This window comes from Bradyrhizobium sp. 604_D8_N2_3 (assembly GCF_051810765.1).
GTDB classification, from domain to species: Bacteria; Pseudomonadota; Alphaproteobacteria; order Rhizobiales; family Xanthobacteraceae; genus Bradyrhizobium; species Bradyrhizobium barranii.
Genome location: NZ_JBPWPM010000001.1, coordinates 3193596 through 3218861, shown reverse-complemented (window position 1 = coordinate 3218861; position 25266 = coordinate 3193596). Strand labels below are relative to the sequence as shown.

25 protein-coding genes are annotated in these 25266 nt (G+C 63.3%); 9 read left to right on the top strand and 16 right to left on the bottom strand.

Annotation, left to right across the window (positions count from 1 at the left end; genetic code table 11):
* Window positions 1–5: 5 nt before the first annotated feature.
* From fdhF to AB7245_RS15340, 3 genes are read left to right on the top strand one after another with little or no spacing between them, the layout of a single operon-like run.
* Window positions 6–2879: a formate dehydrogenase subunit alpha gene (fdhF, locus tag AB7245_RS15350; protein ID WP_028155556.1), complete on the top strand. Its 2874-nt coding sequence runs from the start codon at window positions 6–8 to the stop codon at window positions 2877–2879.
* Between the two features lie 4 nt (window positions 2880–2883).
* Window positions 2884–3714, top strand: a complete 831-nt coding sequence (gene fdhD, locus AB7245_RS15345; protein ID WP_085400606.1) for a formate dehydrogenase accessory sulfurtransferase FdhD — start codon at window positions 2884–2886, stop codon at window positions 3712–3714.
* On the top strand, window positions 3701–3937 hold the full coding sequence (locus AB7245_RS15340; protein ID WP_028151503.1) for a formate dehydrogenase subunit delta: 237 nt from the start codon (window positions 3701–3703) through the stop codon (window positions 3935–3937). Before fdhD ends, AB7245_RS15340 begins: the two co-directional genes overlap by 14 nt.
* On the opposite strand, the gene AB7245_RS15335 is transcribed toward AB7245_RS15340, so the two are convergent.
* Together AB7245_RS15335 and AB7245_RS15330 are read right to left on the bottom strand one after the other, a co-directional pair.
* Window positions 3894–6881 carry a bifunctional [glutamine synthetase] adenylyltransferase/[glutamine synthetase]-adenylyl-L-tyrosine phosphorylase gene (locus AB7245_RS15335; RefSeq protein ID WP_439034422.1) on the bottom strand — a complete coding sequence of 996 codons (2988 nt, stop codon included), beginning with the start codon at window positions 6879–6881 and terminating at the stop codon, window positions 3894–3896. The genes AB7245_RS15340 and AB7245_RS15335 overlap by 44 nt on opposite strands.
* Window positions 6878–8332, bottom strand: coding sequence for a sensor histidine kinase (locus AB7245_RS15330; protein WP_085400602.1), 1455 nt, complete (start codon window positions 8330–8332; stop codon window positions 6878–6880). Before AB7245_RS15330 ends, AB7245_RS15335 begins: the two co-directional genes overlap by 4 nt.
* Before the next feature lie 215 nt (window positions 8333–8547).
* Between AB7245_RS15330 and AB7245_RS15325 the strand changes: the two genes are divergently transcribed.
* Entirely contained in the window at window positions 8548–9789 is a 1242-nt protein-coding gene (locus tag AB7245_RS15325; protein WP_439034421.1) for a tyrosine-type recombinase/integrase, read from the top strand.
* A 219-nt stretch (window positions 9790–10008) separates the two neighbouring features.
* Here AB7245_RS15325 and AB7245_RS15320 read toward each other — a convergent pair whose 3' ends face one another.
* Complete coding sequence (locus tag AB7245_RS15320) at window positions 10009–10401, bottom strand: hypothetical protein (RefSeq protein WP_439034420.1); 393 nt, start codon at window positions 10399–10401, stop codon at window positions 10009–10011.
* 585 nt (window positions 10402–10986) lie between these two features.
* On the opposite strand from AB7245_RS15320, the gene AB7245_RS15315 reads away from it, so the two are divergent.
* From AB7245_RS15315 to AB7245_RS15305, 3 genes are all read left to right on the top strand, one after another.
* Entirely contained in the window at window positions 10987–11154 is a 168-nt protein-coding gene (locus AB7245_RS15315) for a hypothetical protein (RefSeq protein WP_439034419.1), read from the top strand.
* 235 nt (window positions 11155–11389) lie between these two features.
* Window positions 11390–11854, top strand: coding sequence for a hypothetical protein (locus AB7245_RS15310; RefSeq protein ID WP_439034418.1), 465 nt, complete (start codon window positions 11390–11392; stop codon window positions 11852–11854).
* A gap of 108 nt (window positions 11855–11962) precedes the next feature.
* Window positions 11963–12340, top strand: coding sequence for an NUDIX hydrolase (locus tag AB7245_RS15305; RefSeq protein ID WP_135217209.1), 378 nt, complete (start codon window positions 11963–11965; stop codon window positions 12338–12340).
* 36 nt (window positions 12341–12376) lie between these two features.
* On the opposite strand, the gene AB7245_RS15300 is transcribed toward AB7245_RS15305, so the two are convergent.
* The 7 genes from AB7245_RS15300 to AB7245_RS15270 all read right to left on the bottom strand — a co-directional run bounded on the left by AB7245_RS15300 (window position 12377) and on the right by AB7245_RS15270 (window position 15790).
* Window positions 12377–12574, bottom strand: coding sequence for a hypothetical protein (locus AB7245_RS15300; RefSeq protein ID WP_135217200.1), 198 nt, complete (start codon window positions 12572–12574; stop codon window positions 12377–12379).
* Between the two features lie 119 nt (window positions 12575–12693).
* Entirely contained in the window at window positions 12694–12948 is a 255-nt protein-coding gene (locus AB7245_RS15295) for a PepSY domain-containing protein (protein WP_439034417.1), read from the bottom strand.
* Window positions 12949–13344: 396 nt separating this feature from the next.
* Complete coding sequence (locus AB7245_RS15290; protein ID WP_439034416.1) at window positions 13345–13584, bottom strand: hypothetical protein; 240 nt, start codon at window positions 13582–13584, stop codon at window positions 13345–13347.
* A complete protein-coding gene (locus AB7245_RS15285; protein WP_439034415.1) occupies window positions 13581–13943 on the bottom strand; it encodes a hypothetical protein in 363 nt (120 codons plus the stop codon). The genes AB7245_RS15290 and AB7245_RS15285 overlap by 4 nt, the downstream gene beginning before the upstream one ends.
* The gene (locus AB7245_RS15280; RefSeq protein ID WP_439034414.1) at window positions 13940–14089 is read right to left on the bottom strand and encodes a hypothetical protein; all 150 of its coding nucleotides are present in this window, start codon (window positions 14087–14089) and stop codon (window positions 13940–13942) included. Before AB7245_RS15280 ends, AB7245_RS15285 begins: the two co-directional genes overlap by 4 nt.
* A complete protein-coding gene (locus AB7245_RS15275) occupies window positions 14061–14570 on the bottom strand; it encodes a protease IV (protein ID WP_439034413.1) in 510 nt (169 codons plus the stop codon). Before AB7245_RS15275 ends, AB7245_RS15280 begins: the two co-directional genes overlap by 29 nt.
* A complete protein-coding gene (locus AB7245_RS15270; RefSeq protein WP_439034412.1) occupies window positions 14567–15790 on the bottom strand; it encodes a peptidoglycan-binding protein in 1224 nt (407 codons plus the stop codon). Before AB7245_RS15270 ends, AB7245_RS15275 begins: the two co-directional genes overlap by 4 nt.
* A gap of 154 nt (window positions 15791–15944) precedes the next feature.
* Here AB7245_RS15270 and AB7245_RS15265 point away from each other — a divergent pair, with 154 nt between their 5' ends.
* Window positions 15945–16943 carry a fatty acid desaturase family protein gene (locus AB7245_RS15265; protein WP_439034411.1) on the top strand — a complete coding sequence of 333 codons (999 nt, stop codon included), beginning with the start codon at window positions 15945–15947 and terminating at the stop codon, window positions 16941–16943.
* Complete coding sequence (locus AB7245_RS15260; protein ID WP_439034410.1) at window positions 16940–17719, top strand: class I SAM-dependent methyltransferase; 780 nt, start codon at window positions 16940–16942, stop codon at window positions 17717–17719. Before AB7245_RS15265 ends, AB7245_RS15260 begins: the two co-directional genes overlap by 4 nt.
* Here the strand turns inward: AB7245_RS15260 and AB7245_RS15255 are convergent.
* The 6 genes from AB7245_RS15255 to AB7245_RS15230 are packed head-to-tail and all read right to left on the bottom strand — an operon-like array spanning window position 17716 to window position 25266.
* Window positions 17716–19599: a hypothetical protein gene (locus AB7245_RS15255; RefSeq protein WP_439034409.1), complete on the bottom strand. Its 1884-nt coding sequence runs from the start codon at window positions 19597–19599 to the stop codon at window positions 17716–17718. The genes AB7245_RS15260 and AB7245_RS15255 overlap by 4 nt on opposite strands.
* A 31-nt stretch (window positions 19600–19630) precedes the next feature.
* Entirely contained in the window at window positions 19631–20077 is a 447-nt protein-coding gene (locus tag AB7245_RS15250) for a hypothetical protein (protein ID WP_439034408.1), read from the bottom strand.
* Window positions 20074–23958 carry a host specificity factor TipJ family phage tail protein gene (locus tag AB7245_RS15245; RefSeq protein ID WP_439034407.1) on the bottom strand — a complete coding sequence of 1295 codons (3885 nt, stop codon included), beginning with the start codon at window positions 23956–23958 and terminating at the stop codon, window positions 20074–20076. Before AB7245_RS15245 ends, AB7245_RS15250 begins: the two co-directional genes overlap by 4 nt.
* The gene (locus tag AB7245_RS15240; RefSeq protein WP_439034406.1) at window positions 23958–24371 is read right to left on the bottom strand and encodes a hypothetical protein; all 414 of its coding nucleotides are present in this window, start codon (window positions 24369–24371) and stop codon (window positions 23958–23960) included. The genes AB7245_RS15245 and AB7245_RS15240 overlap by 1 nt, the downstream gene beginning before the upstream one ends.
* Window positions 24368–24895: a DUF1833 family protein gene (locus AB7245_RS15235; protein WP_439034405.1), complete on the bottom strand. Its 528-nt coding sequence runs from the start codon at window positions 24893–24895 to the stop codon at window positions 24368–24370. Before AB7245_RS15235 ends, AB7245_RS15240 begins: the two co-directional genes overlap by 4 nt.
* Window positions 24895–25266, bottom strand: coding sequence for a hypothetical protein (locus AB7245_RS15230; protein ID WP_439034404.1), 372 nt, complete (start codon window positions 25264–25266; stop codon window positions 24895–24897). Before AB7245_RS15230 ends, AB7245_RS15235 begins: the two co-directional genes overlap by 1 nt.

The following is a 25266-nucleotide window of genomic DNA, read 5'->3' as shown; positions in this document are numbered from 1 at the left end:
CGACGATGTCTCTGATCGAAGAAATCGACTACGGCACACCGCGCTCCAAATCGACGACGATGGTGACGCTGACCATCGACGGCAACCAGGTCACGGTGCCCGAGGGCACCTCGATCATGCGGGCCGCGATGGATGCAGGCCACCAGATCCCAAAACTCTGCGCGACCGACATGGTCGACGCGTTCGGCTCCTGCCGTCTCTGCGTCGTCGAGATCGAGGGCCGCGCCGGCACGCCGGCCTCCTGCACGACGCCTGCCATGAACGGCCTCGTCGTGCACACCCAGAGCGAACGGCTGAAGAAGCTGCGCAAGGGCGTGATGGAGCTCTACATCTCCGACCATCCGCTTGACTGCCTCACCTGCGGCGCCAATGGCGATTGCGAATTGCAGGACATGGCCGGCGCCGTGGGCCTCCGCGACGTGCGCTACGGCTATGAGGGCGAGAACCACGTCTTCGCAAAATCCCATGGCGAGATCAACGCCGCCTGGATGCCGAAGGACGAGTCCAATCCTTACTTCACCTACGATCCCTCCAAGTGCATCGTCTGCTCGCGCTGCGTCCGCGCCTGCGAGGAAGTGCAAGGCACCTTCGCACTGACCATCTCGGGCCGCGGCTTCGACAGCCGCGTTTCGCCCGGCATGAGCGAGAGCTTCCTCGGCTCCGAATGCGTCTCCTGCGGCGCCTGCGTGCAGGCTTGCCCGACCGCGACGCTGACGGAAAAGTCGGTGATCGAGATCGGCCAGCCCGAGCACTCCGTCGTCACCACCTGCGCCTATTGCGGCGTCGGCTGCGCCTTCAAGGCCGAGATGCGCGGCGAGGAAGTCGTGCGCATGGTGCCGTACAAGGACGGCAAGGCCAATCGCGGCCATTCCTGCGTCAAGGGCCGCTTCGCCTGGGGCTACACCAACCACAAGGAGCGCATCCTCAACCCGATGATCCGCGAGCGGATCGAGGATCCCTGGCGCGAAGTGTCCTGGGATGAGGCGTTCTCGTTTGCCGCTGCCAAGATGCGCGGCATCCAGAAGAAATACGGCCGTGACGCCATCGGCGGCATCACCTCGTCCCGTTGCACCAACGAAGAAACCTATCTGGTGCAGAAGCTGATCCGCGGCGGCTTCGGCAACAACAATGTCGACACCTGCGCCCGCGTCTGCCATTCGCCGACCGGTTATGGTCTGTCGCAGACCTTCGGCACGTCGGCCGGCACGCAGGACTTCGACTCGGTGGAAGATACCGACGTCGCGGTCATCATTGGTGCAAATCCCGCCTCCGCTCACCCGGTGTTCGCTTCGCGCCTGAAGAAGCGGCTGCGCCAGGGCGCAAAGCTGATCGTGATCGATCCGCGCCGCACCGAAATGGTGGAATCGCCGCACGTAAAGGCGTTGCACCTGCCGCTGATGCCCGGCACCAACGTTGCCGTCGTGACGGCGCTGGCGCATGTCATCGTCACCGAGGGCCTCGCCAACGAAGCCTTCGTGCGCGAGCGCTGCGACTGGGCCGAGTTCGAGGAATGGGCCGCCTTCGTCGCCCAGCCGAAACACAGCCCGGAAGCCACCGCGATCCTCACCGGCGTCGATCCGCAGGTGTTGCGTGAAGCCGCGCGCATCTACGCCACCGGCGGCAATGGCGCGATCTATTACGGCCTCGGCGTCACCGAGCACAGCCAGGGTTCGACCACCGTGATCGCGATCGCCAACCTCGCGATGGCGACCGGCAATATCGGCCGCCCCGGCGTCGGCGTGAACCCGCTGCGCGGCCAGAACAACGTGCAGGGTTCCTGCGACATGGGCTCGTTCCCGCACGAGCTGCCCGGCTATCGCCACATCTCGGGCGACGCCGTGCGCGACCAGTTCGAAGCGCTGTGGAACGTCAAGCTCAACCCGGAGCCGGGCCTGCGCATTCCCAATATGTTCGACGCCGCGATCGAAGGCACGTTCATGGGCATCTACGTGCAGGGCGAGGACATCCTCCAGTCCGATCCCAACACCAAGCACGTCGTGGCGGCGCTGTCGTCGATGGAATGCGTCATCGTTCACGACCTCTTCCTGAACGAGACCGCAAACTACGCCCATGTCTTCCTGCCCGGCTCGAGCTTCCTCGAGAAGGACGGCACCTTCACCAACGCCGAGCGCCGCATCCAGCGCGTCCGCAAGGTGATGACGCCGAAGAACGGCATGGCCGACTGGGAGGTCACCATCGCCCTCGCCAAGGCCATGGGTTTCGAGATGAACTACAGCCATCCGTCCGAGATCATGGACGAGATCGCGGCACTGACGCCGACGTTTACCGGCGTCTCCTACGCCAAGCTCGACGAACTCGGCTCGGTGCAGTGGCCCTGCAACGAGAAAGCGCCGGAGGGCACCCCGGTGATGCATATCGGCGGCTTCGTCCGCGGCAAGGGCAAGTTCATCGTCACCGAATATGTCGCGACCGACGAGCGTACCGGCCCCCGCTTCCCGCTGCTGCTCACCACGGGCCGCATCCTCAGCCAGTACAATGTCGGCGCGCAGACAAGGCGCACCGAGAACGTGGTCTGGCATGCCGAGGACCGGCTCGAGATTCATCCGCACGACGCCGAGCAGCGCGGTGTGCGTGACGGCGACTGGGTGCGGCTCGCGAGCCGTGCGGGCGAAACCACGCTGCGCGCGGAGATCACCGACCGCGTCTCACCGGGCGTCGTCTACACCACCTTCCATCACCCGGACACGCAGGCCAACGTCATCACCACCGACTATTCGGATTGGGCCACCAACTGCCCCGAATACAAGGTCACCGCGGTGCAGATCTCGCCGTCGAACGGCCCGTCCGACTGGCAGAAGGCCTATGACGCGCAGGCGCAGCACTCCCGCCGCATCGCGCCGGCCGAGGCAGCGGAGTAACGGCATGCACGTGCCGGTCCAGGCCATCGACCGCGAGATCTGGCGCGACGGAGTCGCGTCCGAAGGCGCGCGCCTGATCCCGGAGGAGACGCCGCTGGCGCTGACCTATAACGGCGGCAGCTATGCCGTCATGATGGGGACTCCACAGAACCTCGAGGATTTTGCGGTCGGCTTCAGCCTGGACGAAGGCATCATCAGGTCGGTCGACGACATCAAGTCGCTCGAAGTGGTCCGCCTCGACGACGGCATCGAGCTGCGCATGTGGCTGGCGTCGGAAGATGCCGCGCGCATCAGCGAGCGGCGGCGGCACATTGCCGGCCCGACCGGCTGCGGCATTTGCGGCATCGATTCAATCGCCGAGGCCGTGCGGCCCGCGGCCGTCGTCCCACCAGGGTCCAGCTTCACGCCGCAACAGATCATGACGGCGATGCAGGCGATCGCGCCCCTGCAATCGATCAACATGCAGACGCGCGCGGTCCACGCTGCAGCCTTCTGGTCGCCATCGAATGGCATTGTGGCCCTGCGCGAGGACGTCGGCCGCCATAACGCGCTAGACAAGCTCGCAGGTTCGCTGGCGCGCAGCCGGACGGACGCTAGCGTGGGCATGGTGCTGCTGACGAGCCGTGTCTCGGTCGAGATGGTGCAGAAGACGGCCGCAATCGGCGCCCCGGTGCTGGTCGCCGTCTCGGCGCCCACCGCGCTCGCGGTTCGCACCGCGGAGGCCGCCGGCATCACGTTGATCGCGATTGCCCGCAGCGATGGGTTTGAAGTATTCACGCACCAGAGTCGCGTTACGGCTCATCGTGCTCAGGAGATTATCGATGTCGTCGCCTGACCGCCTCGTCTACATGGCCAACCAGATCGGTACCTTCTTCAAGAGCCAGGGCCACGACAAGGCCGTGCCGGGGATCGCCGACCACATCAAGAAGTTCTGGGATCCCCGGATGAAGCGCGCGATCTTCGCCCATCTCGACGCGGGCGGCGCCGGCCTGGAGCCGAACGTGCGCGAGGCTCTCACCTCGCTGAAGCAGACGACGTCCCTTCCAGCAGCGCCGTAAATACGCGCCTCACCTCGCTCTGCGTTTCCTTCACGCGCGCCTCCAGCGACGAGAAGTCGGGCGCATCGCCGGCGCGCGCCATCACGCGCTGAAGGTCGGTGCCGGCGGTCTCGGGCTTGAAGCCGTCGCTGACGCAGAGACGCAGGATCTGCGTCAGGTCGTGATAGAGCCGCGCCGCCGCGCGAAGGATCTCCGCCTCCGATTGCGGGAGCACGTTGAGCTTGGCGGCGTTGTCCAGAACCTGAAGGGTGCTGACGTCGAGAATTTCAGGCTTGTCATGGGCGTGCACGAGCTGGAGATATTGCGCGATGAAGTCGATATCGACCATGCCGCCTGCGGCGTATTTGAGATCCCAATGGTCGCTTTCGCCCTTCTCCTGCGCGATGGCGCGCCGCATGTCGGCGACGTCGTTGGCGATGGTCGCCCGATCGCGGCGGCGGGTCAGGACATCGCGGATGATACGCTCGATCCGCTCACGGAATTCATCCGAGGCCGATACCACGCGGGCGCGGGTCAGGGCCATGTGCTCCCAGGTCCAGGCCTCGTTGGCCTGGTAGTCCGCGAATGAGACGAGGCTCGACGCCACCGGACCGGCGCGTCCCGACGGGCGCAGCCGCATGTCGATCTCGTACAGCACACCGTAATTGGTGCGTGTGGTGAAGGCACTGATCAGGCGCTGGGTGAAGCGCGCGAAGTAGTGGGCGCCCTGAAGCGATTTGGCCCCGTCGGAGTCCGGATTGTCGCCGTCGAAATCGTACAGCAGGATCAGGTCGAGATCGGACGATGCCGTCATCTCGCGGCTGCCGAGCCGGCCCATCGCGATGATCGCGGTCTCCTGATCCTTGATACGTCCGTGTTGGGCGGCGAAGCGTTCGGCGACAAGATCGTGCACGGTGTGGACGATGCCTTCGGCGACATCGGCGAAAGCCGTGCCGGCCTGCTGCGCCGAGACCGTACCGGAGAGAATGCGCGTGCCGATCAGGAACAGGCTCTCCTGCCCGAACAGGCGGAGACGGTCGAGAAACTCCTCATAGGAGTCGGCGTCGCGCACCGTCGCGGCCAATCGCGCCGACAATTCCTGCTTGTCCGGCATCGCGCCGAAGAATCTGGGATCGATCAGGCCATCCATGAGCTGCGGCTTCCGCGCCAGCATCTCGCCGAGCCGCGGCGCCGCGCCGAGCACCAGCGCCACGAGCGCGACGAGATCGCGGTTCTGGCCGAGCAGCGTGATCAGCCGCCCGCCAAGCTGGAGTGCCTGGAGGAACTGATCGAACGCCACGACGGCGCGATCCGGCTCCTCGGCCCGCGCGAGGCCGTCGATCAGGGCCGGCACGAACTCGACGAAAGCGCTTCGCGTCTGGTCGTTGCGGAACACGCGGTAGTCGCCGGTGATCCAGTCACGTATGGTCTGCGCGAGCGCGGCCGGCTTCTTGAAGCCGAGCGTCGTCAAATATTGCAGCAGGCGCGGATCGTCAGGACCTGCACTGTAGTCGAGCGCCGGCAGCTTTGCTGTGCCGGTCGGGTCATCGCCCTCGAACAGTTTTTCGTAGTGTCCTTGCACGATCTGGAGCTGCCGCAACAGGTCGCGCGCAAAGGCTTCGCGATCCGGATAGCCGAAGAAGCGCGCAAAGCGCTCGACCGCCTCCTTGTCGTCGGGCAACGCATGGGTCTGCTCGTCGGCGATCATCTGGAGGCGGTGCTCGACACGGCGCAGGAATTCATACGCAATGGTCAGCTCGTCACGCGCGGCAAAGGTGATCCAGTTGCTGGTGGCGAGAATATCGAGCGCGGCGAGCGTCGGCCGCACCCGCAACTCCGGATGGCGACCGCCGGCGATCAGCTGCTGCGTTTGCGCGAAAAATTCGATCTCGCGAATGCCGCCGCGGCCGACCTTGACGTTGTGCCCCTCGACCGCGATCTCGCTCTGGCCGCGATAGGTCTGCATCTGCCGCTTCATGTCGTGGACGTCGGCAAGCGCGGCGAAGTCGAGATGCTTGCGCCAGACGAAGGGCGCGATTTCGGCGAGCAGCGCCTCGCCCGCTTTGGCATCGCCGGCGCAGGCACGCGCCTTGATCATCGCAGCACGCTCCCAGGTGCGCCCTTCCCGCTCGTAATAGTTCAGCGCGGCGTCTCGCGAAATCGCCACTTGCGTCGAGGACGGATCGGGACGCAGGCGCAGGTCGACGCGGAAGACGTAGCCGTCATAGGTACGCTGCTGGAGAATGCGCGCCACGCCCTGCGTCACCCGCACGAAGAACGGCTGCGGCTCGATGTCGGGCGCGAGCGTCGTGGCATCGGGATCGAAGAACACGATGAGGTCGATGTCGCTGGAATAGTTCAGCTCGCCCGCCCCCATCTTGCCCATCGCGAGCACGATCAGGCCGCAGCCCTCTTCCGGAGCTTCGGGATTGGGCGGCAGGATCTTTCCACGTGCGGCTTCCTGCCGCAGCTGGTACTGGAGCGCCGCCTGCACCGAGGATACCGCGACATCGGTCAGCGCCGCCGTCACCCGCATCACCGGCCAGACGCCACCGATATCGCACAGCGCAGTGAGAAGCGCCGCTTCGGCCTTCATCCTGCGAAGCAGCCGCATCACCTCGGCTTCGTCGCCTGCCGCGAGCACCGCGTCCCTCGCCTCCGCGATCAGCAGGGCGAGATGCGCATCCGGATCGCATTCCAGCAACCGGATCAGCCGCAGCGGGTCAGTGCGCACCAGATCGAACAAATAGAGCGAGAATTCTGCGATGCCGGCCAGAATATCCCGCGCGAAGGGATGAGCCAGCGACACGCCAAGACGGGCCGATTGCGCCGGCTCGAGCTCGGCCAGCCAGCTTTCAAGACGTCGTTCGTCGGTGGTGGAAGCGGCAATATGGGGAGCCTCCGCAAAGCGCGCGGCGAGGCTCTCACCAGTCTTGTCCGCGTTTCCCGGCGCGGAGTGGTTCATGCCACCTTCTGTGGCACATCCTGCATTGGCGGAGCAACCCTGTCGCCGGCGCGCGCCGGGAGCACCAGCGTGGCGACGAGGCCGGGCTGGGCATCACCCAGCCGCAATTCTCCGCCATGCAACGTCGCAACCGCGGCGGCAAGGCTGAGACCGAGGCCGGAGCCCGGCAGCGTGCGGCTGGCTTCAAGCCGCACGAATCGCTCGACGACATGCTTGCGGTCGGCTTCGGGGATACCAGGGCCGCGATCGGTGACGCTGAGCAGCACCTGGTCGCCCTCGCGCTTCGCCTCGATGATGATCTGCCTGGAGTCCATGCTGACCACGGTTCCACCGGTCTGCGCGACCGGCTTGCCGTACTTGATCGCGTTCTCGACCAGGTTGGCGAGCGCCTGGCTGATCAATTCGCGGTTGGCGTGAACCGGCGTCGGCTCGGCCTTGACCTTCAAGGTCATGCCATCGTCCTCGGCCAGCGGCTCGTAGAGCTCGTGGATGCCGCCCGCGACTTCGGCGGCGTCGAAATCATCCATGTTGCCGCGCGCCTGGCCGGACTCGGCGCGCGCGATCATCAAGAGCGCATTGAAGGTGCGGATCAAGCCGTCGGATTCCTCGATGGTCCGCTCCAGCGCCGCTCGGTAATCGGTCTCGCTGCCCGATTTCGCCAGCGCCTCCTCGGCGCGGTTGCGCAGACGCGTCAGTGGCGTCTTGAGGTCGTGGGCGATGTTGTCGGAGACTTCCTTCAGCCCCGCCATCAGCGCCTCGATCCGCTCCAGCATCGCATTGAGGTTTTCCGCAAGACGATCGAGCTCGTCGCCGCTGCGCCCCACCGGCAGGCGCCCGCTGAGATCGCCGGTCATGATGCGCTGCGCGGTGCCGGTCATCGCATCGATGCGCGTGAGCACGCGGCGCGCGACGAAGATGCCGCCGCCGAGGCCCAGCACGACCACGATCAGGATCGACCATTGCGCGGCCTTGGCGACGATCCCGAACAGGCGCCGCCGCTCGTCGAGGTCGCGGCCGATCAGGAGGCGGAAACCGTTTTCGAGCTCGGTGACGCGCACCAGCGCGCGATGGTCGCGCTCGTCGGCGTCCTCGATCCGCTTGTAGGCCGTCTCCGACCAGCCGCGCGTCGCCATTACGCCCGGCGCCAGCGAGCCGACATTGCCGGCGATCGCCTGCCCGGTCGGCGTGGTCACGAGATAGAGGTTGGCGCCCGGCCGCAGCGCCCGGTACTCGATCGCGAGCACGAGGCCGCGCAGGCCGCGACGGCCGTAGATCTCGTTGATCTCCGAGGTCTCGGCATTGACCGTCTGCGTGATTTCCTCGGTGATCAGCCGCCGCGTATTCCAGGCGAAATAGCCGAGCAGCGAGGCCGCGAAAATCGCAAACAGGAACAGGTAGACCAGCGTCAGCCGGAATGCCGTGGTGCGGACGAGTTTACCGAATGCCGTCACGGATCCGGTACCCAATCTGAGTGTATCGCGGGGTATCGCTGAGCATCGTCTACCACCAGATTTGCATTTACCTTCAAACCGTTGCAAGTATCAGCCACCGCCTGATATCACCCGCTATCGCCTAGCGCGGTAGAGCATCGGTCAAAAAGAGGTAAGCGATTGTCTTTCTCCCGCCAAGTGATCCGTGACGGAGGTGGTACCGTAAGGAACCTAAAATGGCGCTGAACTCCAGCCAAGTTAAATCCAAGCAACCTGGAGCGTATGCCGACGGCGGCGGGCTCTATCTGATTGTCCGAGAGAGCGGAGAGCGCGCCTGGGCCTTCCGCTTTACCGCACCGGACGGCAAGCGCGCCCTGATGGAATTTGCCTCTGTCGGCGACAAGCCCGGTGAGCTGTCCCTCACCGAGGCGCGCGACCAGGCACGCGAGTATCGGCTGGCATTGAAAAAAGACAGCATCGATCCACGTCACAAGAAGCAGCTCGCCGCGAAAGGCGACATGGCCTTCCATGAATATTGGAGAGCAAAGACGGCAGAATGGTTGCGCGGCCGCACCGAGCAGGACGAGGAGGTTCAGGCTTGGGCGCGATCGCTACGCGACCTTTCCAAGCTCCATCAGAAGAAGCTCCACGAGATCGACACCACGCACGTTGTCGAGGCCCTCAAGACGATCTGGTGGGAGAAGCCGGTAAGCGCCGGTCGCACGCGCGAGCGCTTGGAGAGGGTTCTCAGCGCCGCCAAGGTCGAGAAATATCGTACCGGTGAAAACCCGGCAGCGTGGCGAGACAATCTCAAACACCTTCTGCCGTCTCCCAGGAAGCTGAACCGCAAGAAGGGCCACCCATCGCTGAAATACGAGAGCGCGCCGGCGCTGATGGCAGCGCTGGCTTACGATCCCTATCCCGTCGCGCGGTGCGTCGAGGTCGGCATCCTCTGCTGCTCTCGCAGCCAGGAGATCCGCTGGATGGAATGGGAGGAGCTCGACTTCGTGAAGCGGACGTGGCTGATCCCCGCGCAGAAAATGAAGGTCAAGGGTGAATTGGGTAAGCCACACCTTGTGCCCCTCACCGACCAGGCCATCGCCATCATTCAGTCGATGCCGCGCGTCGGGCGCTATGTATTCCCCTCTGACCATGCTGCTGATCACAAGGCCTTCCGCGCGAACGCGCTGGTCGGCGCAATCAAGCGCGCAGGCTTCAATGCAACCATGCACGGAATGCGAACCACGTTCCGCAACTGGGGCGCCGACAATCGCGAGCACAACTTCCGCCGCGAGGTGCTGGAGTTCTGTCTCTCCCACCGCATCGGCGACGAGGCCGAGCTGTCCTATTGGACGAGCGAGATGCTGGATCGCCGACGCGAAGTGCTCGAAGCCTGGGTAAGTTATTTACTTCCGCGGAAAAAGACATTCGGCGAAACGTCCTCTGCTAAGCGGCCAAGGCTTCGTCTCGTCGGCTAGGTTCACCCGGCCAAAGCGGCGCTCGAGGGCAGCTTGAAGGACGCGGGTGCCAAGCTGAGAAGTGGATCACAGGACGGGATTTGAATCTCCGGCCCTAGTCTCCCAAGCATGCGCCCATCGTTGTTCTTGTACGAGTTTTTTGGCAACGGGTGGATTATCCCCCGACTGAATTTATTATGTTTTCCATCTCGATTGGCAACGCTTCTTCCTTCGAGATCATCAGGATTGCGCCCTAGTCAGTTCCCACGCCCCGTCTCTTGGATTGGCTACGATGCCGCGAGCTTTCATGCGGTGGAGGGTCGATCTGAAGGTGCTCGGATTCATTTGAGGGTCGACAATCTGCATCTCTCTGAGCAACTCGTGCGTCTTTCGCGAGCCGCTCTTCGAATTTCTCAAATTCTCGACGACAACGCTTTCAACCAGTACTCGCCGGACACTGTTCTTCCTAGTCACGTCCGTGCGCATCGTGAGCGGGTTTCTTCGTCGCACCGTCAGCAGAAGACGCTCCAACGCCGCCTTTTCCTGCGTCAGCAGACCAATTTTGGTCTCAATCTCTTTTAGTTCGAGCAGCAATCTGCGCTCGAGCACGTTGTCGGAGTCGGTTGAGCTCATGTTGCACTTACCTTTTTTGCAACACCGGATTTCTGTTCATACAATATTGGAGCTAGGTATTTCAAGGGGTTGCATTCTTGACATGTCGCTCAACCCCAGTTAGCAACGTGTTGCATTAGCAACACGTTGCTAACTGGGGTTGAATGGTGGCAACGCGTCCCCATTGCTAATTCCGTTGACGTCGCTAATATCTCGCTTGGGATCGTGTGCCATCTTGCGATGGCGATTGCGGATCAAATAAATAAGGGCAGCACGAATGGTTCGTGCTGCCCTTTTGTCTTGGTGCTTTCCGGCCAGCGGCGCCGCGAAGCGCGAAGACCGCTAAGCACCCGTCCGCAAATGGTTGATAGCGCCAAAGGGCCTAATTCTCAAGTCCGCGAGAAAGGTCCAGTAATGTCGAAAGTCTTCAAGCCAGGCGAAACAGCTCCCCGATCCGGGCAATATGAGATCGTAGGAGTCCGCGGCGGCGAGAGCGGCCAAGAGCGAACTGTAACTCGAGGGGAACCGCTCCCGCCAACTCCGAAGCCCGGAATGGGATACAAGCTGGTCGATCCGACGAAGCACAAGAGCGGTCGTTGAGCGACAATGACAACGCTTGGTGAACTGACCGAAGAGCAAGTCGCTATAATAAAAAAGCGCATCAACGACGGCGAAAAATACTCGGAAATCGCCGCCGATTACCGCCTTAACCAAGGCCGCATTGCCGACATAAAGTTTGGGCGCGCATATCCGCACGTTCCAGCGGCGAAGTAGCGTTTCGGCTTCAAAGAAGACCATCCTGGGGAGCGCAAGCCTCCCAGGATGATAGCGCACCCCCCAATTTCTTCCCGTTGGCAGCACGGCGCCGCTAGGAAGCGCCACCGCGCCAAGTGCGCCAAAATCCATCCACAAAATCAGTCTCTAACTGACGGCCTAAAAGGCTGTTACACACTCTGATACACAGTTTTGAAGAGCATTTGCTCGCTACGTTCGCTTACATAATTCGGCCATGACCGCCCTCACCCGCCGCCGCTCCGACAATCCGCACGAGGAGATTTGGCACATCTATTCCGGCGACGTCCGCATCGGGACCATCGGTGCGCGCGCCGGCGTACCTGTGCACGCCGATCACTGGGGTTGGTCAATCGGCTTCTATCCCGGCATGGAGCCAGGCACATGGCGGAGTGGGATAGCCGCCACCTTCCAAGCCGCGCGCGAGGCTTTCGAAACCGTATGGTCGGAGCTACGGCCTAGCATCCCTGACAATGCCTTCGCCGAATGGCGCCGCGATCACGACTGGCGGGCCGAGGTTGCGGCCAAGCGGGCTCGGGGCGAGAAGCTCGACAGCGAGATCCGGAGCCCCCTGATGCGCTGCGTCTGCGGGACCACATTCGACAGTTGGAAACCGGCCGAGAGCTACCAGCACCGCGCACACATCACCGCCGCCCGAGGCGGCATGGGGACACGCCGATGAATTGGACGTAAACCGATTGCTCCGTAATAATGGGGGAACCATGCTCTTCACTGCGGGAGGAACTCCGCTGTAAACTGATGCCGGATTGTAAAATCGATTCGCAGGAAGATGGCTAAATCCTCGAAACTTGTCGCCGCGAAGAATGGGCGAGTACTTCTGGTCCGACGACGGCGCGATAAGCGCTGGGCGTTCCCGGGCGGCCGTAAGCGTGCGGGTGAAAGTGAGAGGAAGTGTCTTCGCCGCGAGATCACCGAAGAACTGCCGAAGCTAAAACTTGGGCCGGTGAAGCTCTGGAAAGAGGTAAAGGGAAAAAACCGTCAATCCGGACGACAGATGAGCGACGCGATCTTTGTGGCCAAGAAGGCGTCCGGTCCCCTGAGGATCGGCGATAAGAACGAGATCGACAAAGCGGCTTGGCGCAAGCCGCGCGGCATCAGACTCACGCCCACGTCGCGCTACATCCGGGACAAGTTGTTTCCGAAGTAGATCACGCGCTCGCAACTGCGGCCTCGAACCCAGCGGTCAACCGCGCAACCGTTTAGCGCGGGTCCAGACCTTCTTCAGATATCGTTTTCGGGCTCCCGGTGCACCAACCTTCCCGCCCCAAATGCGAATGAGTTGCCGTGATCGACCGGAAAGCTCGGCGACTTCCTTATAGCTCGCAAGACCATTCTTGAGCATGTAGAGCGCGGCGGCCTTGGTGACATCCTTGGTGCGCATTTTCAGTGCGATCCCGATCGTCGTTTCGGGCCAGATGCTGATGCGTCAATGACTCCACCCCCAAGAGGCGGCTCAGAATGCGAAGCACAACTGGCAACCCACCTTGCATCTTCTCAAGGCTAGTGGTCTGGCTTTTCGCGCACGATCACGCCGGTCTTAGGGTCGGCATGGAATTCCATCTTCTGTCCGTTCTTGATGCCTTCGCCCTCCCATCGGCCGTCGTCGGCTTCAAGCTTAGTGACCTGCGAATAGCCCGACTCCATGACCTTAGCCTTCACTTGCTCCATCGGCATCCAGTCAGGTCCGGGCTGGTCTGCTCTCGCTGCTGAGCCAATGGCGAGGGAACCGAGAACCAGAAATGTGGCAAGCTTCATTTTGGCCTCCTCGTTAGAGCGTTAGAGGCGGTAACGAGAGCGCCGAGATGGTGTTCCCCTGCCACTCTCGAAATTTCTCGCAAACACAATCATGAGCTGGCGGTCTTGAGCACTAAGAGCGTGGTGGCCCCTCGTTTGCTGGCGGAAAAATATCCCGCCTCCAAGGAAGAACCAAAGAGACGGGATCTAAGGTTAAGAGGGAGGTACTCGCTGGCCAGCGCGTACCCCCGGGCCAAAGCTAGCACAACAAGGGCACACGCCATAGGCAGTTTTGATAGGTCCGTGGCGTCTGCCCTTGTGGGGTCCGGCGTATTATACCGTGGGCACCTCAGAAAACCGTCAGCCGGCCACCGTCGTCCGCGGGAGGAAGCTGCGGACGAATTCAATCGTCGATCTCTAGGCGTAGGTCGGCGTCACGCTACCGACCAGGATGGCCGCCACGATCGCCGCCACGAGCGCAACGCCGGCGAGCCAGCCCGCGGCCGAGGTCGAGCGCTGCCGGCGCACCTCGGCGATCGCTGCGAATAGCGACAGCAGCGCGATGACGATGGCGAGCGAGACCAGCAGCTTGATCGAGGCGACGCCAAACACGGCCTGGTCGAGGCCGTGGCGCAGGATCTGCGGTTCGATTTTCATGACCGTGGCCCCATGTGGTCGATCTTGTCGGACATCTTGTCGAGCCGGTTCGAGATCTCGGTCTTGAGATCGGCGAAGCCGCGCTCCACGCGCGCCACGACGGTTTCAAAGCTCGACTTGCGGACGAATTCGTCGCGCGCCCAGATCTCGATCTGGTAGAGCTTGGCAGAGAGCGCATCAGCCTTCGCGCTGGCCGCTGCAGCGTCTTTCGCTGCTTCGTCAGCTTCCTTGATCGCCTGGTCGGCCTTTCCCCGCGCCGCGGTCAGCCGATCGGAGTAACGCGTCCAGAACGTAACGATCGAGATGACGGAGCCGATCGCAACTGCGACCGCCCCCCATGTGACAACATCGCGGCTCACTTCGCGCCCTCGCCGTAGGACTGCCGCACGCCCTCGTACCAGGCGCGCCCCTGCTCGAGCCGCTCGTTCGCTTCCTTCAGCGCATCGCGCGTGCGCGCCAGGCGCTCGCGCGCGTCGCTATTGAGGCTTGCGGAGGGATCGCGCACGGGCGCGAAGATCTGCGCCGATGCCGCCGGCAGATCCCGGTGGAGCGGGGCAAGCTGCGGATTTGATGCGCATCCCACGCAGATCGTCGCAAGTGAGACCGCAAGCGTTCGGCTTGCCGGTCGCCGCCAGCGCAGCATTCCGTTTCTCCAGCTCGTCGACATAGGCATCGGTTCCCACCTTTTCCTGCTCTGCCTGTTGCTCGATGGCCCTCGCCCGCAGCGCGGCGTCGCCGGCTGCGCGGTTGGCCTCGAGAAGATCCTTGCGCGCCGCGGCGAGCTGCGCGTCGAGCGCCTTCTCGCGCCAGGCGCCGTCCGCCGCCGCATAGCCGGCGCTGTAGAGGTGAACGCCGGCGACCATGGCCGCGCAGCCGACGATCAGCGCGAGAGCGCCAGCGAGCGCCGCGCCGGCCCAGAACGGCGACAGCTTGATGCCGGCAAGCCCGGCGAGCCGCACGATCGCGGCGATGATGGCGCCGTTCATGTGTTCTTGCCCGCGCGATAGTCGACGACGCGCTTGACCTCGACCTTGTGCGCCACAAACCAGATCAGCACGCCGAGGCCGGCGACGATGGCGAGCACCACGACGGCCGCCAGCAGCCAGGCGATCGCCGCCGGCGGGATGCCGAGGCCGCCAACCGCGTCCTTGGCGCCGGAGAAGGCCGTCGCCTTGTCGGTGATCCAGGCGAGCAGTCCGCCGACGCCGAGCGTCGAGGAGCCGCCGAACAGCTTGCCGGCCCAGCCCTTGACCTGGTCGGTGATGGCGATCGTCTCTGAGCCCTGCTCGCGCAAATCGGTTGTGGTCGCATTGCTGCGGATCTCCGAGACCTGCCGCGGCTCAGCCCGCGCCATCGCGGCGAGCAGATCGTCGTCGATGCCGGGGACGAGAGGCAGATCATGCTCGTGGCGAAACGCGAGAATGGCCGCCTCGGTCCGCCCCTTCGGCACCAGCTGGCCGTCGACGGCGCCGGTGTCGTAATAGCCAAGCTCGCGCAGCCGCGTCTGGACCTGCACGACCAGGTCCGGGTCCGGCGCCGGCGGTGTCACCTCGAGTCGTGCGTGCTGCTCCGGATGATGCTCGGCGAGCCCGCGCTCGAACAGCACGGCCTCATGCTCGCGCCGCTTGTAGACGCCGTTGGTCGGCGGCCACAGCCGCTTCATCGAGCGGATCAGGCCGGGGATGCGCGCGAGATCCCTGCTCGCCACGCAGGCGCGGATCTCGCGCATCTCGGCATAGCGCGCCCCGGCCCTGACGAAGCCCGCGGCGTCACGGTTCTGCGCGATCGAGAACAGCGCGCCCCGGCAGTCCGGGCCGAGCCGGTCCGCGCCCGGGCAGTAATGATCCAGGATGCCGAGATAACGCGGCAGGTCATGATTGCTGAAGACATCGAGCGCGACGTCCCAGGGGATGTCGACCTGCCCCTGCGTCTGGCGCGAATAGGCCCTCGCCGCCTCGCCGCGCACACCGGACGCAGCCAGCATGATCCGGAGCATGCCGGCGTCGACCTTGTCGCCCCAGTCGGCCCGGATCTGCGCCTTGGTCTGCGTGCCGAAATCGTAGCCGATGCCGCCGGTCGGGCCGGACTGCTGGCCGGGGCACTCCAGCACGTGGCGGTACTTCTTTTCGTACCACTCCCGGCTCGTCACCTCCTCGGCGACGACGAGATCGAACGCGGCACGCGAAATGCCATGCAGGTCAAGCATGTGGGAAGCCTCCAAATTGTCTGATCGGGCACGGGTTAGGGAATCTTGAACATTCCGCGACCGTGCTGGTGTTGTGCGCGGCGCAAATTCCGGCCTTGCACGGGGTGGTTGTGCCGCAGTAGGGTCCGCCACAACGTTACGAGAGTTCCTGTAAATGCCAGCTGCGCCAATACCTTCCCGCTTCTCGGAGCGTTCTGACGTCCGAGCAGCAGTACTACTCGCCTGCAATCTGGCGATCGTCCTCGGCTCAGGCGTCGCGGCCTGGCACATCGGCGCGTGGTGGGCCTACGTGCTCGCGTTTGTCCTTGTCGGCGCCAGGGGGCAGGCTTGCTACATCCTGCAGCATGAGATGATGCACAACCTGTTGTTCACGAGCCCGGCGTTGAACCAACGGCTTGGCGTCATCACCTCGGCCGTGCTGGGAACGCGGTTCTACATTGGCCGTCAATTGCACTGGGATCACCATCGCCACGTCGGCGCGCCGCACGACCCGAACGAAGCTTTTCACAATGTCGAGGAGCGGCCGCCGGGCATGGCTGTCGTCAAATTCTTCCTGTTCCACTTGCTCGGCGGCCGCCTGCTGATGATGGCGGAAAACCTGATCGCGGCGATACGCCCGCCGTCGGGCCAAAATGGCAAGGTCGCATTGCCGGCGATCCCCGCGGCCAAAACCAAGATCGACCTTGCCGCCCTCATGGCCGTGCAACTGACGGCCCTGATCGTGATGACCTGGACCAGCTCGCTGCTGGTCTACGTCTGCCTTTATGTTCTGCCACTCGCCACCCTGACGGCGTTCTTTGAGGCGATCAGGTCGTTTTCCGAGCATGTTCTGCCCGGCGATGCGACCTGCGAAGCGGAGGAAAACCGGCGGTTCCTAATGGACGCCGGGCCACTGGAAACGTTTTTCATCAGCCAGTTCGATTTCCACTACCATCACGTTCACCACCTCTATCCCAACGTCGTGACCTTCAAGGTGCGTGAACTTCACCACTGGCTTTGCAGCAACGATCCGGATTACACCCAGCGCTTCATCACCCGCCCCGGCTATGTCGGAACCGCGGTCCGTTACCTCAGAGGCCTGCCATTTCCAGGTGCAGGCTCCGAATACCCACCCGGCATTGCCCGCCGAAAGCAGCAGGAAGACGCCGCATGAAATTCGTCAAGATCGAGCCGCCCGGAAGTTTCTGCACCTATGAAGCGCTTCGCGACGCCCTGAAGGCCTGCGGCGGCAAGACGTTCCTCGACGTCGGCTGCGGCGGCGGCATCATTTCCAAGATCCTGTGCGAAGAGGGCCTGTCCGGCGTCGGCGTCGACTTCTCCGCTCGCGCGGTCGCCATTGCAGAGGCCAACATGGCCGCCGAGATTGCGAGCGGGAAATATCGCCTCCAACTCGGCGATGTCCACGATTTGCCGGCCGATTTTGCCAAGGTCGACCTGGCCGTGAGTTACATGGTGATGGAGCACGTCGAGGACGACATCGGATTTATCAAGACGATCGCGCAATTTGTGAAGCCGGGCGGTAGCATCATCCTCGGCGTGCCGGGGCGGAAGGACCGCTGGTCGATCGAGGACGAAACGGTTGGCCACCTCCGGCGCTACGATCGCGGCGACCTCGATGCGGTGATGCGTAACGCCGGCCTCGCCGAAACTGAGGTCTGGTCGATCGCCGTCCCGACCGCCAACCTGCTCTTTCATATCGGCGCCTGGTTAGTTGGCAGAAGCGGCGAAGCCGCTAAGGTAGGGCAGAGTCAACGCGAGCAGACCGAAACCAGCGGCATCCGCGACATCCCATGGAAAACCGTGTTCCCCGCGGGTTTCAAGCTGATCCTGAATAGAACAACGCTTTGGCCGCTGTTCGCAATCCAGCGCGCGTTCTATCGTACCGGCCTCGGCGTGACGATGATGGGCATGGGACGACTCCCGCCTTAGCTGAACCTTCCTCGGCTGTCGATCCAGCCCTTGGTGATGACATAGAGCGAGTTACCCGACCCGCTTCCACCAACAGCATTAACTTGTGCGGACGTGTTGGTTAGGACCGTCATGGCGTTGGTGGCGAACTGAGAAGCGACCGCGTTGCTGAGAGACCAATTTCCGGTTGGAGTTCCCGCAGCCTGCGCAGAGCCTGTGGCGGAATAGATTAGAGCAACCGAGCCGGCGCCTCCGCTATTGGTGAAGTCCGCCTGAATGTTCGCGCTAACCATCACACCGGTCGGGACGGTCAGGGTAATGGTCGAAACCGACGTCGTGATAGCAAGCGCCGAGGCATCCGCGATCGGCGCATCCCATATGAATTCGTCGCCGTTCTGGAAGAATTTAGCCAATTGCCCCAATCCCGCACCATTCATTTTCAACGATCCGATGCGGCGAAACAGCGTGTAATTAGACGGCAGATTCGGCGAGGTTGCGTTTTGCGATAAGAGAATATCGGTTACGCCGGTATCAGGCCGCTTTATCAAAAAGACATGATACCAAGAGGCGTTCCCGCCGCTTAGTGGATTTGTGCCGCCACCGTCCCACGCTCCATTTCCGGTGCCGACCGCCCAAGCGCTCGTAGTTTTGGTGTAGGCACTTGCCAGCGTCAGTGTGTCGGCGCTCGTGCTATCAGTGGCAACGCCTGCGGCGATGCCGAATGTTGTCGATGATCCAGCCGTCGAAAGAGTCAAGCCGCCAATATGGCCGCGCAGGCAACCCGGAATTCCGAGGTTCTGCCGGGCCTTCGACGCATTCGCCACATCGGACAGATTGTTTGCGCTCGACAGATCGCCCGCGCCAGGCTGCCCAACGACGTTAAAATTCCAATCGGCAAGCGCACCGCTGCCGTTGGTCCTATCGACAGCGATTGTCAGCGTCGTGCCGCTATAGGTGACGAGACCTTCCATCCAATTCGACGTGCTCGCCGCCGAGCTGGCGCGCACGCGCGCGCCGTTGGTATAGGCAAGTCCAGCTTGCGTGGTGAAGGCTTGCGAACCCGTGCCGATCGTCCGCGACGTCGTCGACGTGCCGCCATAGCCGGCGCCGTCCGTTCCCTTCTGCGAAACGAGGCCCCATTTCCCCGCAGCGAGATCGGTGGCAAACGTTCCGGAGGTGTGAGACACCAAGCACATATAGGACGAACCGCCATTCGTGACATAGCTTGCCGGCGGCCCCACAACATATGCTGTTGCCGTAACCCATGCGGAAACCGGCAACAACGGCGTTGCTCCCGTAGTCCCTGCGGACGCCAGCAATTGCCAATAGGTCACGTTCGGCGGGGTGTGATTGGTGTGGTCGAGAACGCAAACGTAGCTCGACCCGCTCAGCGTCACGACGTCGCCGGCCGCGTAAGCGGTCGCGCCGCTCCACGCGCCTTTGAGCTGGAACGCTTTATAAATTCCGAGATAGGCCCAGACGCCGGCCGACTTCGCCCATGTCTTGCCGGTCGTCGGCTGGAACGCGAACTGTCCATCGTCGCCAAGGGACGGATCCGGATCGGTTGCATCAATGTCGACGAACACGAAGAACCCAGATGTATTGAACGCCGCGACGAGCTTATTCACCGTCGCCAATGACTCAGAGCCAGCGAACCGCTGCGGCGAGACCTGCCAGATCTTGTATGCGACGCCGGCCTGCGCACCGCCACCCCATGGCGGAATGACAAGGTGCGTCGTATCCGTTTTATCGGAAATGACCGACTGGAAATTGCCGATCTGGAAGATATCGCCGGGCCGCGCGTTGGTGTCCGACCAGATAGCGCCGCCAACGCCCGTGACGATCGTACCGCCGGCCGCCACGGAAACCGTGCCGGTCGAGTAGCTGACAAGAGCTGTCATCGCTTCACCAATTTCGAGAGCTGGAAATTAATCAGATTCCTGGCGCGGAAGGCTGCGATCGCAGCCATTCAAACCTGTCGACACCATCGGGCCTCGCCGGGATCGCGGCGAGCATCGTGGCAGCGGTGTCATTGCCCTTCGATGCGTCTCTGAGCGCCTTGCGGTAGACGATCCACGCCGGAAGGTCGGCGTCCGATATCGGCGCATGCGGCAGAAGGAGATAGTCTGTATCAATCAACTCTTGACGCACCGCGGCTTTGATTTGCCAGATCGCGAACGGGTCAGGGTCCGGAATCTCCTTGTCGACGACTTTCCACGTTGCGACGTCAAATCTCTGCGTCCTGGCATCGATCGGTTGATCTGGAATGATCGCAACTTTGCAGCCGGGAAAATGACTGTCTTCAAACCCATCGCTGTGATCTGCCCCGGAACCATAGGACATGATTTGGCAGGTCGTCTCGTTGTAATGAATGTTCATCGCTTCGCTCCCATGGCGAAGACATTTGCGCCTGCAGTAATTGCGCAAGAAGTTGGCGAGGCCAATTGAGCTTGAACATTAATGCTCATGACGCCACCAGAAGCAAAAAATGAGAGGGCTCCAGATAATGGGGCAAGAGCACTAGCACCGCTAGGCAACGTAATCGCGTAGCCACCGAACAGTGAACCGCCGATCACCAAACGGAATGTCCCTGTTTCAGTTGCAACCGAGCCACTGGCGAACATAGCATTCACGACCACATAGACCGTAACAAGTTTACCTGCGAGTCCTGCAGTGTTTATGCTCATGTTGAAGTTGAAGTACGAGTTGAACGTACCTGCACCGACTCCGAACACGTTTGAGCCGAGAGTCTGCACAATAGGTACAGTGACCGCATTGTCTGCGATGCTCAGGCTATCCACGCCGAGGTTCCTGATAACGCCCGATGCGGAGTCGATCGAGTTTGCCTTGAGATAGATGACGTCGATCGCGCCTGCCGCGATGGCCTTCACGTTGAAGGTGCCATCGAGGTACACGATGCCACTCATCCCGATTGCGGGAACCCCGTTGAGAGTTCCGACCGTGAATGGCAGCAGCGGTGCGTCACCATTGTAGCCAGTCAGCTGGAGCTGGAATTTGTCGGCCTTGATGGTGACGGCCGACCAGGCCGCGCCGCCATCAATTCGGATGCTTCCCGTAATGACGCCGTCGACCCCGACAGCCACGCCCCACGATGCCGCGGCGTAACCGTCGAGCGTCGCGATTGCGGTAGCGCTGTTCTCGACGAACGCGGTCGTCGACCCCCACGTCGCGCTCGCAGTGGTGGAGAACGACGCAAACGCGGCTTCGGTGGTCACGGCGACTATGCGAACGTCATCGATCTGTGCCAAGGCGTCGTCCGAGCGCGCCGAGAGCTGAGAGCGCAGCTCCTGCTTATCCAGCGGCGCGCGCGCAGCGATGTCAGACGTAACAGACGCGATGCGGTTCAAGGCTTCATTGACCTCATCCCGCAGCGAGTCCTGAAGCGTCGTGATCTGGTATTTGATGCCCTCGATCAGCGACTCGAGCGCCACCGTGTTGTTGGCGATTGTGATCGTCGGCGCCGCGACATCAGCGGTCGCATAGGGTCCGCGCAGCTTGCCCGGCGTCACCGCCTGGACGCGCACCCGCAGCGCCGCCAGCGTGACCACCTGGTCGAACCGGTTATCCGCGCCCTCATACACCCGCGCCCAGGTCTCGCCGGCGTCATAGGAGATGTCGGCGACGTAGTACTCGGCGCCGGCGGACGGAAACCAGCTCGCCGAGAGTTTCGGCTCGGCGATGCCCTGCCCGAAACTGGCATTGATGCCGACAACCAGCGGCACCTTGCTATCTGACGGGAACTGCGGCGACGGCAGCAGCGGCGGCGTGCCGAGGTCAGTCGTATGCACACGCTCGTCGTCGACCACCAATGACAGTGTGCACAGTTCCCCGTTGGGCACGCCCCCGAGCACGACACAGAGGCGGGACTCGCTGACGCCGCTGCCCAACTCAAACGAGGGATATTCGCCACCAGCCTCGCGCGCCAACACGGCCGACAATGTGGTGGCCTGCGCTGTTTCCGCAGCCGACAGGCTCCCCGCATTCAGCACGGCGAGCGAGGGATCGGTGCCCTCTGTGCACAGCACCGGGCCGAACGATTGCCCGTTCGGCTGGCGCAGGCGGATGTAGAACGGCCCCGTATCCCATGCCGGCGCAGGGTCGAGGGTCAGGGTACGGCCGACGACATCGACCACCGCGCCGCCATAGCCGTAATTCTGCGGCAGCTCGGACTGGACGCGCAGCACCTGGCCGAAGGTGATCGCGCGCCCCTCATACTCGACGCCGATCTGGACATTCTCGCGTCGATAGATCGACTGAAGGTAATAGAACGCGCACTCGCGAAACGCCTGCTCCCGATTGACGATGCCGTCGACGCGCTTGGTCTCGGCATTTGCCGCGACAAAGCCGTCACCGTTCGGTGGATACTGCACTTGCGCCGGCAGCCAGGTCTCCTCGTCGATATATTCGACGATGACAGCGTCGGGGTCCTCGTCGCCGAGCATGGTGAACCCGACCTGCGTCGAATCCCGCACGATCTCGCGATCGGTCAGCAGCATGGTCGGCACGTCGCGCCACTCGTCGCGCACGATCGAGACGGTGTCGCCTAGCCAGAAATGCCGCGCGCGCGACGCGGTCAGGATCTTGTCGAGCGCCTCCGGCACCGCGATCGCGGTCGAGAACCGATAATCGAAGGTATCGCCGCGGGACGCACAGCCGGCGGCATGGTTGACCACCGCGTTAAAATCGGCCTTCGCGATCGACAGGCCGGAGCCGTATTGCGCGTTGGTCGCTGCATCCAGGAACGCCCATGCGTTGTTGCGCGTGGCCTGCAGCTCGAACATGGAGCCGGTCCAGACCAGCAGCTTGCGGGTGCCGAGCACGCCGAACTTGTAGGAGCCCTGCGTCGACTGCGACGCCTTGAGCCGGATCGCGACCGTCGAGACGTCGGGGAAGGAATTGCTGCCCTTCAGGAACGAGCGCAGGCCCGCCCACAGCACGGTGTCGACACCGTACTTCGACTGCGAATTGATGCCCTTGCGGCTGAGCCGCACCAGGTAACGACCGGGCGCGACGTCCACCTTGGTGGTGTCCCGCACCGGCGAATTCGAATTGAACTGCTTGGTGATCTCGAACAGCGTCGAGAACGGCCCGGTCTGGACACCCGCATCGTCGCAAGGCGCGTACTCGGCTTTGAGCGTGCACCTCGAATACCCGTAGTTGTTGTTCTCCTGGTCGATCGTGAAGCATCCCGCCGGGAACACGATGTCGATCGCGATCGCCTGCGTCTGCGTGCCAGCCGGGTTAGACACGAACGGCCCCAGCGGCGAACCATAGGTGAGAGGCCCAAAGCCGGCATCATACTGGCCGCCCTCGTCGCCCCCGCCATCGGGCAACTGCTGGCCGGAGACCTCGACGGACTGGTCGACGTTGGTCGGAAACAGCGTGACGGTCTCGCCAGGCTCATAGAACGCCACCTGCGCGCCAGGGAAAGACGCGGAGATGCCGCCGCCGGGTGTCCAGAACACGGTGTCGTCGAGATACAGCGCCTCATAGGCCATGCTGCCCATCGTCGGCGCCAGCAGCACGTTGAGATATTGATCGTTGCCGACGAACTCGCCCCAGGGCGTCGCAGCGAAATCCGGATAGGCCTTCAGGCGCCCGTACCAGACCGGCAACGGCTGGCCGAGCCTGGCCGTGTTGCCCTGCGCCTGGACCGAATAGATCTGGTCCTGCGTTGCGTCAGGCGTGTTGGTCGCTCCGGCCTTCGGCATGACCAGGGCATTGACGAGAAGCGAGCCGCCGACCGCGATCGCGGCGCCGAGCGCCGCCGCGCCGAAGGTGCCAGCGCCGAACGCCGCCCCCAGCAGTCCGGCCGCAGCGCCACCCGTCACGACAGTTGCAAACGCGGCGACAGCGATCAGCGCGACCAGGCCGATGACCTGCTTGGCGCCCCCGCCGCCTCCGCCGAGCGGATAGGAGACGAACCGCACATTGTCGTTGGCCGCGATACGCCGGCGCGACCAGCTCTTACGCAGCACCGCCTCGCCGTTGATCTCGAGGACGGTCGGCAGGCCCTTGCGGAACTGCCAGCCATAGACCCGATCCCGCTTCGCCCAGCCCGTGCGGCGCAGGAAGGCCGTCACGGTCTCGCGCGGCCGCGGCTCGGCCTGCGCGACCTCGAGGCCGGGCATGACCAGGTGCAGCACCGGGCTTCGCGTGCGCTTCGCGCGGCGCTGCCGGCGCGAGCCGGCGGCCTCGGCCGCGTGCGGCGTCGGCAGTTTTTTGGCTGTCCCGTGCATCAGGTTCTCGGCTCGAGGAACGTTAATTGCTTCCAGCCCATCTGACGCAGGGCGAGCGGTGTCTCGCAGGCAACGCCGGTCTTGTCGTCGCAATGGATCACGCGGGCCTCTGGCCGCAGCCAGACGCCGATATGAGCGGGAAAGCGCGCATGGGCCATCAGCACTAGGGCGCCGTCCGTGGCCGTCACCAGGCCGCCAGGACCGTCAGGAACGGCCTGCCAATTGGCACGCTCCGGATGCTGGCCGAACTCGGCCAGCACCCAGCGCCGCGAGAAGTCCGAGGGCACGGCCACGCCGGGCAGCTCGCGGCCGAACAGCTCGCGTTGCACGTGGCAGGCAAAGTCCCAGCAGTTGCGCGACTGCCAGGCCCACGGCTCGCCGACCAGTGGCGTCAGAAACTCGGAGCGGGTCACGTCGGCAACAAGCTCGGAAACTGGACGTAGTCGTAATTTTTGGCGATGCGCGGAAACCGCTTGTTCTGCAGGTTCTTGACCATCACCGTCCCCGACAGCGATGTCCCCACCATCTGGACGCCGCGCAGCTCGAACTCGACGGGACCATAAGCCGGCTCGGTCAGATCGCTGCCGAGATATTCGCGGTACAGCACCGAGATGTATTCGCGCACGCCTTGCGCGGCGCGGATTTTCGGCACCAGCTCGCGGCCGACATTGTCGATCTTGATCGTGGTCGACGGCGGCTGCCCCTCGCGCTGCTCCGGATATTTCGCCTCGAACGGGCAGGCAATGAAGGTGACGGTCTCGCCGCCATTGCGCGGTGCGCCGACCTCGATCCCGAACGCCATGTCGTCGCCGACGTTGGCAACGATGCGCGCCGGCTGATCGAACGACGATTGCCACACCTCCAGCGTGAAGTAGATCCGCGCGCTCGGTGGGCAGGAAGCATAGGCTTCCAGCATGGCTTCGGAATGTGTCGGCATCAGACGTCGTAGACCTGTAGCGTCATGGTGACATCAACGAGGCCCGGCCCCGGCCAGCTGGCTACAAGGTTGGTTCCGGGCTTGACGAACTGACACACCTTGTTAGCGAGCCCGGTTCCGAGCCAGACATCGATCGTGAACCGCGCCGTACCGAGATTGAGCGTCGTCTTCACCCACTCGACAAAGGCGTCGTAATCAGCCGCATCGAACCGCACGGTTTGCTTGACCGTCCCGACGTTGTCGCCGGGCCGCGGCCGCTGGCGTATGTTGCCGCCCTCCATATCCGTCGCGAGGGGATCGCGCATGCGTTGCAGGCCAAAGCCATTCTGCAGCACCACGGTGTTGGCAATCGGCCAGGACGGCAGCGACAT